This window comes from Oceanobacillus phoenicis (assembly GCF_047238145.1).
Lineage (GTDB): Bacteria > Bacillota > Bacilli > Bacillales > Amphibacillaceae > Oceanobacillus.
Map to the genome: position 1 here is coordinate 1,554,711 of NZ_JBDFME010000001.1, position 15,023 is coordinate 1,569,733.

The 15,023-nt window shown below is 34.6% G+C and carries 16 protein-coding genes and 1 riboswitch; of the genes, 9 read left to right on the forward strand and 7 right to left on the reverse strand.

Going from position 1 to position 15,023, the window contains the following annotated elements:
- The first annotated feature begins 135 nt into the window (after positions 1-135).
- From ABC346_RS07875 to ABC346_RS07895, 5 genes are read left to right on the forward strand one after another with little or no spacing between them, the layout of a single operon-like run.
- Positions 136-528, forward strand: coding sequence for a YwqH-like family protein (locus tag ABC346_RS07875; protein ID WP_413234332.1), 393 nt, complete (start codon positions 136-138; stop codon positions 526-528).
- Positions 529-530: 2 nt separating this feature from the next.
- Entirely contained in the window at positions 531-815 is a 285-nt protein-coding gene (locus ABC346_RS07880) for a YwqI/YxiC family protein (RefSeq protein ID WP_413234333.1), read from the forward strand.
- Positions 816-849: 34 nt separating this feature from the next.
- Complete coding sequence (locus tag ABC346_RS07885) at positions 850-2,442, forward strand: T7SS effector LXG polymorphic toxin (protein WP_413234334.1); 1,593 nt, start codon at positions 850-852, stop codon at positions 2,440-2,442.
- Positions 2,443-2,465: 23 nt separating this feature from the next.
- Complete coding sequence (locus ABC346_RS07890; protein WP_413234335.1) at positions 2,466-3,119, forward strand: hypothetical protein; 654 nt, start codon at positions 2,466-2,468, stop codon at positions 3,117-3,119.
- Between the two features lie 34 nt (positions 3,120-3,153).
- Positions 3,154-3,948: a hypothetical protein gene (locus tag ABC346_RS07895; RefSeq protein ID WP_413234336.1), complete on the forward strand. Its 795-nt coding sequence runs from the start codon at positions 3,154-3,156 to the stop codon at positions 3,946-3,948.
- A 167-nt stretch (positions 3,949-4,115) separates the two neighbouring features.
- Here the strand turns inward: ABC346_RS07895 and ABC346_RS07900 are convergent, their stop codons facing one another.
- The 5 genes from ABC346_RS07900 to hxlR all read right to left on the reverse strand — a co-directional run bounded on the left by ABC346_RS07900 (position 4,116) and on the right by hxlR (position 8,127).
- Positions 4,116-4,970, reverse strand: a complete 855-nt coding sequence (locus tag ABC346_RS07900) for a Cof-type HAD-IIB family hydrolase (RefSeq protein ID WP_413234337.1) — start codon at positions 4,968-4,970, stop codon at positions 4,116-4,118.
- 1 nt (position 4,971) lies between these two features.
- The gene (locus ABC346_RS07905; protein ID WP_413234338.1) at positions 4,972-5,751 is read right to left on the reverse strand and encodes a DeoR/GlpR family DNA-binding transcription regulator; all 780 of its coding nucleotides are present in this window, start codon (positions 5,749-5,751) and stop codon (positions 4,972-4,974) included.
- Between the two features lie 635 nt (positions 5,752-6,386).
- Positions 6,387-6,944 (reverse strand): 6-phospho-3-hexuloisomerase, encoded by a 558-nt coding sequence (hxlB, locus tag ABC346_RS07910; protein WP_413236530.1) that lies wholly within the window; start codon positions 6,942-6,944, stop codon positions 6,387-6,389.
- 10 nt (positions 6,945-6,954) lie between these two features.
- Positions 6,955-7,587: a 3-hexulose-6-phosphate synthase gene (gene hxlA, locus ABC346_RS07915; RefSeq protein WP_413234339.1), complete on the reverse strand. Its 633-nt coding sequence runs from the start codon at positions 7,585-7,587 to the stop codon at positions 6,955-6,957.
- 162 nt (positions 7,588-7,749) lie between these two features.
- Positions 7,750-8,127 carry a transcriptional activator HxlR gene (gene hxlR / locus ABC346_RS07920; protein ID WP_413234340.1) on the reverse strand — a complete coding sequence of 126 codons (378 nt, stop codon included), beginning with the start codon at positions 8,125-8,127 and terminating at the stop codon, positions 7,750-7,752.
- Between the two features lie 293 nt (positions 8,128-8,420).
- Positions 8,421-8,468, forward strand: a riboswitch (PreQ1 riboswitch).
- 200 nt (positions 8,469-8,668) lie between these two features.
- Between hxlR and queD the strand changes: the two genes are divergently transcribed.
- Together queD and queE are read left to right on the forward strand one after the other, a co-directional pair.
- Complete coding sequence (queD, locus tag ABC346_RS07925) at positions 8,669-9,106, forward strand: 6-carboxytetrahydropterin synthase QueD (protein ID WP_413234341.1); 438 nt, start codon at positions 8,669-8,671, stop codon at positions 9,104-9,106.
- Complete coding sequence (gene queE / locus ABC346_RS07930) at positions 9,103-9,825, forward strand: 7-carboxy-7-deazaguanine synthase QueE (RefSeq protein ID WP_413234342.1); 723 nt, start codon at positions 9,103-9,105, stop codon at positions 9,823-9,825. The genes queD and queE overlap by 4 nt, the downstream gene beginning before the upstream one ends.
- A gap of 57 nt (positions 9,826-9,882) precedes the next feature.
- On the opposite strand, the gene solA is transcribed toward queE, so the two are convergent.
- Both solA and ABC346_RS07940 read right to left on the reverse strand, forming a co-directional pair.
- Positions 9,883-11,010: an N-methyl-L-tryptophan oxidase gene (gene solA, locus ABC346_RS07935; RefSeq protein ID WP_413234343.1), complete on the reverse strand. Its 1,128-nt coding sequence runs from the start codon at positions 11,008-11,010 to the stop codon at positions 9,883-9,885.
- A 278-nt stretch (positions 11,011-11,288) separates the two neighbouring features.
- Positions 11,289-12,380, reverse strand: a complete 1,092-nt coding sequence (locus ABC346_RS07940) for a GntR family transcriptional regulator (protein WP_413234344.1) — start codon at positions 12,378-12,380, stop codon at positions 11,289-11,291.
- Between the two features lie 311 nt (positions 12,381-12,691).
- On the opposite strand from ABC346_RS07940, the gene ABC346_RS07945 reads away from it, so the two are divergent.
- Positions 12,692-14,302, forward strand: coding sequence for a xylulokinase (locus ABC346_RS07945; RefSeq protein WP_413234345.1), 1,611 nt, complete (start codon positions 12,692-12,694; stop codon positions 14,300-14,302).
- 20 nt (positions 14,303-14,322) lie between these two features.
- Positions 14,323-15,018 carry an L-ribulose-5-phosphate 4-epimerase gene (locus ABC346_RS07950; RefSeq protein ID WP_413234346.1) on the forward strand — a complete coding sequence of 232 codons (696 nt, stop codon included), beginning with the start codon at positions 14,323-14,325 and terminating at the stop codon, positions 15,016-15,018.
- Positions 15,019-15,023 lie beyond the last annotated feature (5 nt).

Sequence of the window (15,023 nt, forward strand, 5' to 3'; positions counted from 1 at the left end):
ACATATATAGGAATAAAGATTCATTTTCTGATAATTATCTTGTATTGATTTAATCATTTTTCCTAATTGTTTATACTTATTTTAATAATAGAATGTGAGAAATTATAACTATATTAATGTGAAGAGGTAATTGCTATGGATGCTTCGTTTCAAATAAGTCAGTTAACGAGTGAAATCTCTAATTTAAATGCTACAATACAAGAAAATAATGAAAAAATTAATCGGCTTGAAAACTCCAATAAGAAAATTTTAGGAGATCAAGATGATCTCAGCATGCAAAAAGGAGAGGTTAATCGCCCTGAAATAACGTCGGATTTATGGCATGGGAAACATGCCGGTGACTTTATGAATAAAAGGGAAAGTATTAAAAAGGAATATAACAATATAATGACTAACAATGTTAACGTTTTGCTGGATAATATTTCTGAGGCAATTAGGCAGCTAAAGAATACGAATGCAAATTTATCCAGTTTAATTGAAACGAATCAAAGTAGAATTCGTACATTAAGACAAATGGAGGAGGATTGATCATGCCAGAGGTTAGAGTTGACCCTGATAAAGTAACACCTGTATTAAACAATTTAAAAAGAAAAACACAAGATTTAGAAACTAGCAATCCAAATCCGACCTTTTCAACATCTGATTTAGACTTCCTAAAAAAGATTCAATCGATTGAAGAAAACTATTATTCTACATTAAACAATTATAAGGATGCACTAATAAAAGTCGAATCAAGTGTGGATGAAGCTGTTCAAGCTTATGTAGAAACTGATGAAAATCTTGCGAAACAAATGGGACCTATTCCTGTTAAATAAATGCATCCTATCAAGTGAATAAGGAGTATATACAATGAAAGTAATCAAAGTTGATGAGGTTATAAGTGGCTTAGATAAAATTATTGATAAAAAAACAAAAGAAAAAGAGCAAATTCTAAGCATACGTGATGGTTTAAATAAGATAATAGATCTTAATGATGCATTAAAAGGAGAGGGAGGAGATGCAATTAAAGAACACTTTATGACATTGCACTTTCCTGCTGTTACTCTATTTAACTTGTTTTTGGAAGAGTATATTAATGTATTGGAGCAGATAAAGAAATTAGTACTTTCGTTTGATAATGAGAATGGTCTAGTGCGTGAAGAGTTTATAAAAGATGATATAAACAATGGATTAATGAAGTTAGAAGAATTAACACACGAAATTGTAAATGATATTAACAGTCATTATAATGAAGTCAGTGACCTCGTCCCTAATAGTACTGTGAGAACATCGGACTTTGATTACCAAATAGCAAGTACACGAACTGTACTAAGTGATACACTAACTAAATTTGCTGATCTGGATGAGAATAGCACTTCAAATTTACAGAGTTCCTCAACTTCATTGGATGAAATATCTTCTTTTATTTCAAAGATTAAAACATGGACAAAGAATGGGGTGTTTCTAACCCCATCTCAGATTGAGGAAGTTGAAGACTATTTCTTAGAGTCAAATGTGATACAAGATATGATTGATAGTGCAACTAAACTATCCGTTGAGCAAGGAGATTCAACTATACAAGGTGATATAGCAACTTGGTTATCTAATTTAGGTAAGTTTAATGGAGCATACAATTTAGCCAAAGGCGCGCTTGCTTTTCAAATTTTAAATAGTGGTATGCTTACAATGGAGAAAGACGGTAAAGGGAATTTTATAGTAAAAGCCTCCGACGCTTGGAAACAAAACAAAAGCGGAAAATATAATTCAAAATTAGCAGAGAGAGTCTACAAGTTATTGCAACATGGAGACAAGAATTCAGTTAATCCTTTAAAGCGTTATATTGGAAAAGCGGGTAAATCTCCTAGTGGTGTACTTAGAGAAATTATAGGTTTGAATAGTGCTACGAACAGGATAGGTTTTGGGAAAATAGCAGATAGTTATTCTTCAAGTGTATTAGTATTTGATAAAAATGAATTAAAGAATTATGGAATGAAAGTGGATGTTAAAGAGACGTTTAATCCATCTAAGGGAACTGTTGCTCAAATTGCTAAAAAAGTACCTGTAGTTGGAATGATTTTTTCAGGAGTTACAAATTCAGGGGAATTCTTTAGTGATGAAAATAAGCATAAATCTGGTGGAGAAAAAACGGGGCGTTTTGTAGCTGGGTTAGGTTTAGATGCTGGAGTTGCGGGTGTTACTACAGCTGGTGCTGCAATTGGAACAATGATTTGTCCAGGAGTAGGTACTATAATAGGTGGCGCAGTAGGAGCAGGAGTCGGTATTGTAGGTTCTTGGCTAGCTGAAGATACTGTAAAAGACTGGGGAGAAAGTGCCGGTCGTTGGGTTGAAGATCGAGCAGAAGATGCCAAGGAGTTTTATGATGATGCAAAAGATTGGGTAAGTGAAAAGACCGATAATCTAATATCAGGTGCAGGTGATTTTATATCTGGTATTTTTAATTAACATATAAAAGAGGAGTCATCAAAGTGAATAAAATATTTCAAGCAGAAAACAGATCGAGTGATAGGCAAAAACAGAAAATATTTTCTATAGTTCATGGTTTTAAATATTTTTTGATGACAAACATATTATTGGCTATCTTCACTGCAATATTTTTTATTAATAAAAGCGGTTGGCAAGTTAATGGAAGTACTTCCGTTGAGATGTTTGTAGCTTTCGCACAGCCTTTTGTTATTTTACTTTCTATAATAGCTGGATTTAAACCTTACGAAAAAATTAAAAAAATAAAATTTGACAAGGAACAATCAAAAGAGTGGACTGCATTATTGATTGCGATAATCTTAATATCAATGTTTTCATTAGTTTTTTTAGGTGCTAATATTCCTTTTCCTAGTACGTTAATATTTGGAATGTTATCAATGAATTTTATGGTAGCTTTGTATTCTATTATATTTCATCCTTTTGCTATACGTATTTATGAGGCGAATTTCTATCAAGGGGATAAGTCTTTGCTTGATAATGTTTTTAAATATTTATCGATATATTTAATGGGTATCAACTATTTTGTACAAAAGCAGCTCCTAAAACTTCCACTTATAATAAATAAACTAGTTGCAATTATTTTTGTACTATTTTTGGTCTGGCAAATGTTTATTGTTGTTGATATTTTTAATCAGTAACAAATGAATATATCTTTAAAAAGGAGGGCAAACGATGCAAAAAACAGAAGAGATTAGACTTTCCATGCATGAATTTGTTTCTGCTCTTGCACTGTGTGGTTATGATTCAATGGCTAGACAAGTGATAAATGAAAAGGAATTAATAAAAAATGAAACTGAATTTACTCGTTTCATAGATGAAACAGAAACGAAACTAAAACAGAAAGGCTATTGGGATGATAACAGAGAATCCAATCTAGCAAAAGGATTAGAAGATTTACTTTATCTACTTGTACATTCAAAGAAAAAAGTTCGTTGCATTCAAATGCGAGAAAAACAAGTTTTGCTTATTCATTCTTTGAACAACCAAAATGTACTTGTTCAAAGAATACAGACGGGGGAGCATACATTTTCATTCCGTCACAGTGGAGATGGATTTTATGATATTCTTCGTAATCATTATGGAATGGCGAATATCGAAATTAATGTGGAGGGATGGCAACCAATACAAATGACAGATGAGATGTTTGATGAATTACATACTACAGATCCTGAAATTTTACATGCAATGAAAGAAGATGAAAATCAAGCTATTCCTTTGCGTGAATTCGCAGGTGATCTTCTGAAGAACGGTCAAGAATTCGATAATATTTCTTTTATGGTATCCAATTACGTAAAAGACCAGTCAGAGTTTGATGAAGTTCAGTTTTTGTTACCGGCTAATAATTATATTTGGCACTTGAATTATGAAAACGTGGAAATAAATAAGGAAGTCGTCCTTCAACCGATTCCTGTACAATCGTACTTTGAAGAAATAGATAAGGCTATGAGAGAGTTTTTAAATGAATAGACCCACAATAAGACTATCATCTTTGAATTGATCGAAAAAAAAGTGTCCGAATACGAACACTCGAAAAAATTACTATTATTTTCTCTCTCTTATATGCTAAACTCTTATCGTCACGCCGGCAGTCCGTTACGCCAATAAGAGTTATAGCTACATGTAAAAAAATCAATCTAAATTAGCGAGTGGATGAAGTGTGCAACTCCATCTTCATTATTTGAAAGGGTAATCTCATCACATGCATCCTGTATTTCTTTAGGAGCATTACCCATTGCAGCACTTCTACCTGCAAGTTTTAACATAGATAAATCGTTAAAGCTATCACCTACTGCAGCTGATTTAGTTAAATCTACATTCAACTTATTCGCAAGCATTTTAAGTGCATTTCCTTTTGAAGCATTCTTGTGCTCAAGTTCAAAGTTGTGTTCAGCAGATTTTACAATTGATAATCCCTCAAACTTCTCAAAATGTGTCCAACCTTTTTGGAGTTTCTCTTGGTGAAATGAAAAGGCTAAAACATTATAAAAGTCGATATTGTAATCAATTAGATCTTGATAAGAATCGATAAACGAAAACCCATTTTGACTAAATTGTTTGTTCACAGCTGCTTGAAGATCATCTATGCTAACTTCCTTATTTGCACTAATTAACCTATCTATTTCAACAGCTAAAAGATCTCTGCCTTTTTTAGGAGAAAATATGGATTGGTTACTGAGAACTTCGTAATAATAATTTTCTTGCTCCAGCCAACGGAGAACGTTGATAGCATCATTCTTGTTTATGGATGTAGAATGATACAATTCCCCATTCGGTCGATGGATCGTGGCACCATTTGCACCAATTATCCATGTATTTATTCCAGTAGTTTCAAAAATAGATTGAACGTCAAAATGTGCTCTCCCAGTAGCAATTACAACTTCTACTCCATTGGCCTGAGCAGATTTAATTGACTCTAAGTTTGTCTTACTAATTTCATTTTGTTCATTAAGTAACGTACCATCTAAATCTAAGGCAATTAATTTGACCATATTACTCATCTCCTTGATCGCTATTCTCTGCTGTTAAAAGTTCAACATGATGTTTATGCAGTAAATCTCTGAATGCTTGAGGTGGATTCTTATCTGTGATTAATAAATCAATGTCTTGTAAATCCGCAAATCGGAAGAAATCAGTATTTCCTAATTTAGTATTGTCAGCTAATGCAATTACCTGCTTAGCCTGCTGTATCATTTTTCTTTTTACTGCCCCATCCTCCTCATGTGCAATTGTCAAGCCACTTTCAGATATACCTACAACTCCAATAAAAGCTTTATCCACAATGTATTCGGAGAGTTTATCTATAACAGAAGAGCCATATACATATCGATGCTCTTTTTCCAAAATCCCACCTAATAACTGAATATTGATATTTGAATTGGAGGATAATACATCTGCTTGATTGATAGAATTGGTGATTATCGTACATTCAGTATTGTTAATTTGCTCGGCACATGATTGTACCGTAGTCGAAGCATCTAAGATTACTCTGTCTCCTGAATAAATTAAGGATGCTGCCTTTTTACCAATCACCTTTTTCTCATCTGAAACAATGTTTAGTCGATGAGAGTAATTTTTAATTTCCCTATGGATGGAAGGGAGGAGGGCTCCACCACGAGTGCGTACAATTTTGCTTTCTTCTTCAAGCTTTACCAGATCTCTACGCGCAGTATCTCTTGATATATCGAAAAGTGAACATATTTGTTCAACAGAAATTCTTTTATTCTCTTTTAAATAGTCCAGTATAGATAACAATCTTTCTTCTTGATACAAAGAAATCTCCTCCTTTTAAGTAATTATACAACAAAAATAAGTGTTTGTAATTATAAATAAGTAAAAATAAGTAATTTTATAAGATTGGGTATAAATTTATAATATAGCTTCGTTGTAAAAACCATAATTTCTTTATAACCCGAAGAAAGTAGTGAATAGGGTGTCTCTAAAGACGAAAAAAAACTTTATAACCCGAAGAAAGTAGTGAATAGAAGGGCTCTAAAAACGAAAAAAGCTTCAGAATCCGAGGAAAGTAGTGAATAGAAGGCTTCTAAAAACGAAAAAAGCTTTAGAACCTGAAGAAAGTAGTGAATAGAAGGGCTCTAAAAACGAAAAAAGCTTCAGAATTCAAAGAAAGTAGTGAATAGAAGGTTTCTAAAAACGAAAAAATCTTTATAATCCCAAGAAAGTAGTGAATAGATCGTTTCTAAAAGCTCGAATTCTTTAGAAATCCAAAATAAACAGCACAAAGTTAAATCCAAAACCGAAAATAAACATATAGATGGGGAGGTAAACAAAATGCCCTAGTTTGCATTTAATAGCAAACCAGGGCTAACTAGCAAGCAGATTTACGTAGTTAATCCCAAAATATGATTTATTTTTTTGTGATTAACCATATAACTACTCTCTGTGAATTATTCGAGATTTGCGTGCTTGCCGTACATAGTCTGAGAATCTAATCCTTTTTTGTTCATAAACCGTAAGATCAGAGCATCATAGAATACCAACATGGTTTGCTCGAAAAGGGATCCCATTGGTTGAATTGTGTTGAAGTTGCTTTCTGTGTGGTCTTTTGTAGCTCCGGGTAATTGAACAACAATATCTGCTAACTTTCCAATTGTGGATTCCGGTGCAGTAGTTATTACTGCGACAGTACCTCCTAGAATTTTTGCTTTTTCAGCAATAGAAACTAAGGTTTTTGTTTCTCCTGATCCTGATCCGATGATCAACAGGTCGTCTTCTTCTAAATTAGCAGTTACTGTTTCGCCCACTGCATATGCGTCAATTCCCATATGCATCATTCTCATCACAAAAGATTTTCCCATAAAGCCAGATCTTCCAGCCCCAGCAACAAAAATTTTATTGGACGCTGAAATACTGTCTATTAATTTCTCTGCTTGATGATCAGAGATTAGCTCAAGTGACTGGGTTAATTCCTGTACGATCTCATATGCATACTGTGTTGTTTTCATCACTGTATCACTATCCTAATTGGATTAATTTCTTCATTTCACGAGCAACGGATTGTTTATCTTCTTTGCTTGTGATTCCGCCACCTACAATGATAAGGTCTGGTTGTTGTTTAATTACTTCTGGAAGTGTTTCTTGCTTGATTCCACCTGCGATTGCTGTTTGAGCTTGTTTAACAACACTTTTAATAGTTGCAAGATCTTCAAAAGAGTTCTTACCAACCGCCTGCAAATCATAGCCAGTGTGCACACAAATATAATCCACGCCTAGTTCATCTAATTCTTTTGCACGTGTTTCAATATCTTTTACAGCAATCATATCCACAAGTATCTTTTTGTTATGTTTTTTTGCTTCTTCTACAGCACCTTCGATGGACTGATCTTCGGCTGTACCGAGAATTGTAATAATATCAGCTCCTGCTTGAGAAGCCTGACTTACTTCATATCCAGCTGCATCCATAATCTTGAGGTCAGCTAATACTGTTAAGTTCGGAAATGCGGCTTTCATTTCTTTTACTGCTTTAAGTCCCTCATTAATAACGACAGGTGTGCCAATTTCTACGACATCAATATATGATTCAACTTCCTTTACTAATTCAATTGCTTCTGGGATGTTGACAAGATCTAATGCTAGTTGTAATTTCATGTTGAAATCTCCCTTTCTTTAGTTAATTTAAAGTATGATGTTCATTATAAATTCTAACTATCATAAACGAAAGTACGCACTTTAAACTCATATAGTAACAAAAAGTATACTGTAAGAAGTGGTATTACTTGTTGAAAAGACACCATATAGGTTCAGTCGCAATTATAAGTTATTCGTTGTGCTTTCTTGTTTTGAATGATTTAGATGGTCTTCTAAAAAAACCTTGTAATCTTTTCCCCAATCATACATTGCTTCTAATATCGGCATTAATGTCTCTCCACGGTCTGTCAGTGAATATTCTACTTTCGGAGGTACGACTGGATAAACTTCACGATGAACAATAAAGTCAGATTCTAATTCTCGAAGCTGATTTACGAGCATGCGCTGCGTAATATTAGGCATGAGTGATTTTAATTCGTTAAATCGCTTCGTTCCTTCTGTTCCTAAATACCAAAGAATTAGCATTTTCCATTTACCGCCAATTACTGCTAATGTTAATTCTTTTTCACAGTTGAAATCTCTATTGCAAACATGTCCCATGCTTTTTCTCCTTTCAAAGTAACCATAGCTATCTGAATGATTGTAAAAGATTATACCGTTTATAATTGTGCGCAGCAAATAACGGAACTTATTGAAAAATTCACAAATATTGAGTGGTGTACATAAATGAAAGGAAGAGTTAAATTTTTTTCTTTGCTTATCTTGTTTAAAAATGACTGTAACTATGTTAGGAATTTGAACATTAGATTTGAAATTATTCAATGACTTATCTATATTTTCAAGCAGAATTATGTTAATCTTACGTTGTGAATAAAATAGAATACTGCTTTGTTGCAGGAGAGGTTCGCGATTTAAATCCCTCTATAAAAAACTAAGGAGATAAACAACACGCTTCTTTGTGTTGTTTTTTTGGTTGTGTGGGCCGTGTGAAAAAAAGTATACGGTCAATCACCTGGAAACATTAATTACTTCTTCTTTTTTATATGGGGTGGATTCATTTATGAAACAAAGAGAGGGGAAATAATATGTTTCAAAAGCCGAAAGTTTCTAATGTTATAAAAAGAATGAGGTGGACGTTGATATGATGCAACAAATATATCCCGTTACTCCTCATTCTTATGCATATGAACTAAATAAAGATTTTCATTTTTCTGCAGCACATTATATTCCACATGATCAAGCAGGGAAATGTCAACAAATGCATGGACACACGTATTTTACGAATATAACGGTTGTTGGAGATGAACTTGATGAAACTGGTTTTTTAGTAAATTTTAAACAGATTAAGAATTTGATTCATAAACGTTTTGATCATGGAGTAATCAATTATGATTCTTCCTTTTCAGATGGGCAAGCTGTTGACTTTCCAACTACAGAAGTAGTTGCTCGTAAAATATATGAAATCATTCAGGATTATTTAAATGGATTGCAAAATAAGCCGAAGTGTATACAAGTTTATTTACGAGAAACCCCAACAAGTTACTGCATTTATCGTCCAAGAGGGGAGAATTCAATATGAAAATACCTGTTTTGGAGATATTCGGGCCTACTATTCAAGGAGAAGGTATGGTCATAGGTAGAAAAACGATGTTTGTGCGTACAGCGGGTTGTGATTACTCCTGTTCTTGGTGTGATTCTAAATTTACGTGGGATGGATCGGAAAAAGAATCGATTCAAATGATGGAACCAGCGGAAATTTTTAATTCTTTAACAGACATAGGAGGCAACAAATTTGGTCATGTGACGATCTCCGGTGGCAACCCTGCATTATTGAAGCAAATAGATGGTTTGGTCGATTTATTGCATGAACATCAAATAGAAGTTGCCCTGGAAACACAGGGAAGTAGATGGCAAACTTGGTTTACGAAAGTAGATGATCTAACATTGTCTCCCAAACCTCCCAGCTCAGGAATGGAAACTAATTTTACTACGCTCGATTTCATCATTGAGAAATTACATAACGAACAAAAAGGGCATTTTAGTTTGAAAGTTGTTATTTTTGATGAAGAGGATTTGACCTACGCAGAACAAATACATGTAAGATATCCATCTGTTGCATTATTTCTGCAGGTAGGAAATGATAATGTGGAAGCGAGTGAAAATAAAAGATTATTATCCGACCTGTTGGAGAAATATGAGAACTTGATCGATCTAGTGATGGAAAATAAAGTACTGAAGGATGTTCGGGTTTTACCGCAATTACATACATATTTGTGGGGGAACAAAAGAGGGGTTTAAGCCTATCATAAAATAAACAAGGAACCGTCATTGCCCACGTTCCTTGTTTATTTTAATTCATGCGAATCTATTTAAAGAAAAGTGGGATATGTCCAAAGTAGTTTCTCCTTGAATAGCTAATTGACTCAATAATTCCCCGACTCCGCTACTAAATTTAAATCCGTGACCAGAGAATCCACAAGCGACTAGTATATGTTGATAATTTGGAAGTCGATCTATGATGAAATCGCCGTCGGGTGTATTCGTATAAGTGCAAACTTTTCCTTGTTTGTGCTGTAATTCAGGAGACATATAACGATGAACAAATCGGCTGACATCTTGTTCGTCTTCGGGATATGTACCAAATGTTCTCAAGGTTTCATTTGCCTTCACAGGTTGGCCACCGTCATGTCTGCCAACTTTTATACCAGCTTTATCAATACTAGGGAAGCCGTAGTATGTTTCGTTTCCATCAGCAAAAGACCAAGCTGGAAAGTAATTAGAATGATAAATAGATTCAGCTGCTTCGAACCACGAGAACGTTTTTCGAATTGGGAATAATGGAAGCTCATATCCAAGTAAGGACAGAATTTGATTCGTCCCTTTCCCAGCAGTTATGATTAGTTGCTTTGCTTTAATCGTATTACTAGATAATTGAATCATTACGTGTTGATTTGTTACATCCAAACGTTGAATACGTGCATTTGTATAAAATGAAGCGCCGAGTGATGTAGCTAGGTCTCGATAAGTCTGAAGGGCAATTTCACTCATTAACACTCCAGAATTAATTTCATAAACCCCTTTTAAGTGATTCGGTAACTGATAACCTGTCCACCTATTATTTATCTCATGTGCAGATAGAATCTCAGCTTGTAAATTATATTTTTCAATAGACTGAATTACATTCTGTAAAAATTGAGAACTCTCCGGTCCAATATTTAATACTCCAGTTTTATGAAAAATGTTCCGATTGGAAGCTTCTTCTAATCCATACCATAATTTCTGTGAACGTAATGCTAATGGGACGTAAACATCTCCTTCGCCATATGCATGTCGTATAATTCGTGTTTCTCCGTGGTGCGAACCTTCTGTATGGGGTGGATTATCTGCATCAATAAGTGCTACCGTCTTTCCAGCTTTTGAAAGATAATATCCTGCCGATAAACCCATTGATCCTGCTCCAATAATTGCAATGTCGTAAATCAATATTACCAATCTCCTTAACTTTGTATACGAGTATTTTAATAGATACTGGTTGAGGATTCAATTAAGTCTGAATAGACAAGGAGTGTTTGATTAAGAATAGCGGGTCATATAGAAGAAACTACCTTGAAGAATAAAAAAATTTACTGAGTTTATAGAAACATTTCAAATTATGTTTGATTTCTTCATTTGTTCTTTTAGGTTTCTATTGCTAAATCTCACTCCTCTTCAGGAATAACATTCAGTGGAGGAAGAAAGCCCCCACTAAATGAGTTTCGCTTTTATTCCTCTAGTTCTTTCACAGTCTCCCCTTTAATTAATTTTGGTTGATAATAATGCTCGTTAGGTAAGTCTCTTTTTCCTTGTAATTTCTTTATTACCCAGTCTGCTGCATCATTTCCCATTTGTTCTTGGGGATGCGTCAAGGTGGTAAGTTTGATATTCGCATTTTGAGCAATATAGGAATTATCCTGTCCAATAATGGATAATTCCTCTGGGATGGATATTCCGAGCTGTTTACATATATTGGCCACAACTAAACCAACTTCATCGTTATAGCATACAATTGCAGTTAGAAGATCTTTATTCTCAGTAATAAAATCTTTCAAGGCATTGGATAAATTTGCTTTTGTTTCCGTATTATAAGAGAACACATTTTCAGGTTGAAAACGCAATTTGGCCTCTCCAACAGCTTTAATATAACCCTTCATCCGGTACTTTCCTTGTAAATCATCTTCTTTTGAAATCAGGCCAATCTGTCTATGTCCTTTTGATATCAACTCTTTGGTTGCGAGATAACTGGACTTTACATCATCTAAACGTAAAAATGGTACATCTAATTCTTCATAATAAGCATTAATCATAATGAAAGGAATGTCTTGTTCCATAAATAATAAATAGTAGGCTATATTTGGGTTATATAAATTACTCTTCGTTGGTTCAACAATTAAACCATCTACTCCATAAGATAACATCATCTCTAAGGCTTTTTTTTCCTGTTCAACATCATTGTTTGTACTAGCTAACAGTAAAGAATAATTATCCTCATTTAATCTTCGTTCAATTCCTCGAATAATCGATGGAAAAATATAGTCAGAGATGTAGGTAGTGATTACACCAATTGTTTTTTTGTTACTGTTATTTCCACTAAATTTAGATTGATAAAGGTTACTTACATAAGTGCCGGATCCTTTTTCACTTCGTAAAAACCCTTCATTAGATAATTCTAGAATAGCTTTACGAACAGTATGACGACTTACATTATATTGAAGTTGCAAGGCAGATTCTGTAGGTATTTTTTCCAATACACGGTATTCTCCCGAAAGGATTTTACTTTTCATATCGTCTATGATGACTTGATATTTAGGTTTCATGAATGTCACTTCCTTCTTGTTCGTGCCCGAACGTCCTATCAAAAAAATTGTATGTACATATTTTGACATAGTTTTTAAGTATTGAAAAGAAGATTAGTATCTCTTGATGTAACAAAGTAGTTTAAGAGAATTGCTTTTTGCTAGAGATAATAAATCCATTAAACAACTTGTGCGTATGTATTTATTTTGGTTTGACAAATGTACGCACAAGTTTTAAACTATATTTAATTAATGTAAACCATTACATGAATGAAAAAGAAAGCGCATAATTATTACTAATTAATAAAGACGCTATCAGAGAGGGGATTAACTTGAAGACAAATCAAGCACAAATCAAAGAGTTGATTGTCGAAGGTAAAACGTCACTCGGCATCGAATTTGGTTCTACTCGGATAAAAGCGGTTTTGATAGATAACGAATTTGAAACAATAGCTTCTGGTAGTTTTGAATGGGAAAACAATTTAGAAAATGGTTTTTGGACGTACAACTTAGTTGATATTGTTACAGGACTGCAGTCAGCTTATAGTGAAATGAAACAAAATGTAGAGCGAGATTATGGTATAACTATTCGTACGATTGGTTCTGTTGGAGTATCTGCGATGATGCATGGATACATGGCATTTGATAAAACTGGAGAACTTTTAGTGCCATTCAGAACATGGCGCAATGCAACAACAACTGTTGCAGCAAAGGAACTAACGGATTTATTCCATTTCAATATTCCAGAAAGATGGAGTGTTGCGCATCTTTATCAAGCGATATTAAATGAGGAAAAGCATCTTCCACGTATTGACTTAATTACGACGTTATCTGGTTTTATTCATTGGTTATTGACTGGAGAAAAAGTGATTGGAATTGGTGATGCTTCCGGAATGTTTCCAATAGACAAATCAACGAAGAACTACGATCAGTCAATGATGGAATTATTTAATAAAAAAATTAGTAGTGAACAATATCCGTGGGAATTGAATGACATTCTACCTACTGTTCTTAACGGGGGAGAAGAAGCAGGTAAACTAACTCTAGTTGGAGCAGAAATTCTTGATAGATCAAAGAATCTGCAACCTGGAATTCCATTCTGTCCTCCAGAAGGTGACGCGGGTACAGGGATGGTAGCTACGAATAGCGTTAGAAAGCGAACAGGAAATGTCTCTGTAGGAACTTCCGTTTTTGCCATGATTGTATTGGAAAACGATCTTGAGAATGTTTACCCAGAAATTGATATGGTGACGACTCCAAATGGTAGTCCAGTTGCCATGGTTCATGCGAATAATTGTTCAAGTGATCTTAATGCGTGGATTGGTTTGTTCCGAGAATTTTATGAAGCAATGGGGCAGACCGTTAATACAGATCAATTATTTGAAGTAATGTTAGGGGAAGCGATGAAAGCGGATCCAGATGGTGGGGGATTACTTAGTTATGGATACCTTTCTGGGGAGAATATTACAGGGATTGAAAAAGGGCGACCGTTATTTGTTCGCTCTCCAGAAAGTAATTTTAATCTAGCAAACTTTATGCGGACGCACCTGTTTACAGCTTTTGGTGCTTTGAAAATTGGAATGGATATTTTGACGAAAGAGGAAAAGGTATCAATTGATTCCATCCTAGCACACGGTGGCTTATTTAAAACGCCATTAGCCGGACAGAAGATTGTATCTGCTGCTATGAATGTTCCAGTTTCTGTTATGGAAACAGCTGAAGATGGTGGTGCATGGGGAGTTGCGATTCTAGCTTCTTATATGAGAAATAGACAACAAAATGAGAGTTTAGAAGAATTCCTTGATGCGAAAGTCTTTGAAAATGCATCTGCGAAAGAAATTTATCCTGATGGATTAGACGTGGAAGGCTTTGAAAAATTTATGAAACGTTATAAAAAAGGTTTAGCCATAGAAGAAGCTGCAGTAGATAATTTTATTGAATAAATAAAGTAGGAGGAGTGAACATGTTAGAACAGTTAAAAGAAGAAGTTTTTCAAGCGAATTTAGACTTACCTAAACAAGGTCTTGTTAAATATACATGGGGTAATGCTAGTGCCTTTGATCGTGAAAGTGACTTGTTTGTCATTAAACCTAGTGGTGTAGATTATGAAACGATGAAACCGAGCGATATGGTTGTTGTTGATTTAGACGGAAAAGTTGTCGAAGGGAAATTAAATCCTTCCTCAGATACAGCAACTCACGCAGTACTTTACAAGCGTTTCCCTGAAATTGGAGGAATTGTTCACACGCATTCCACATGGGCAACTATTTGGGCTCAAGCAGGTCTGGATGTACCTGTGATGGGTACTACACACGCAGATACGTTTTATGGTGCGGTACCTTGTGCCCGATTTTTGACTCAAGAAGAGATTGACCGTGGGTATGAGGCTGAAACAGGACGTGTAATTATTGAAACTTTTGAAGAACGTGGTCTAGATGTTCTAGCAATCCCAGGTGTTTTACTACACGGGCATGCACCATTTACTTGGGGAAAAGATGTTCAATCAGCAGTTGTGAATAGCGTGGTACTAGAAGAAGTGGCAAAAATGAATTTGTTTGCACGCGAATTAAATCGATTTGCACCGGAATTGCCGAATCGGATTTTAGATAAACACTATTTACGTAAGCATGGTGAGGATTCTTACTACGGACAAAAATAATAGAG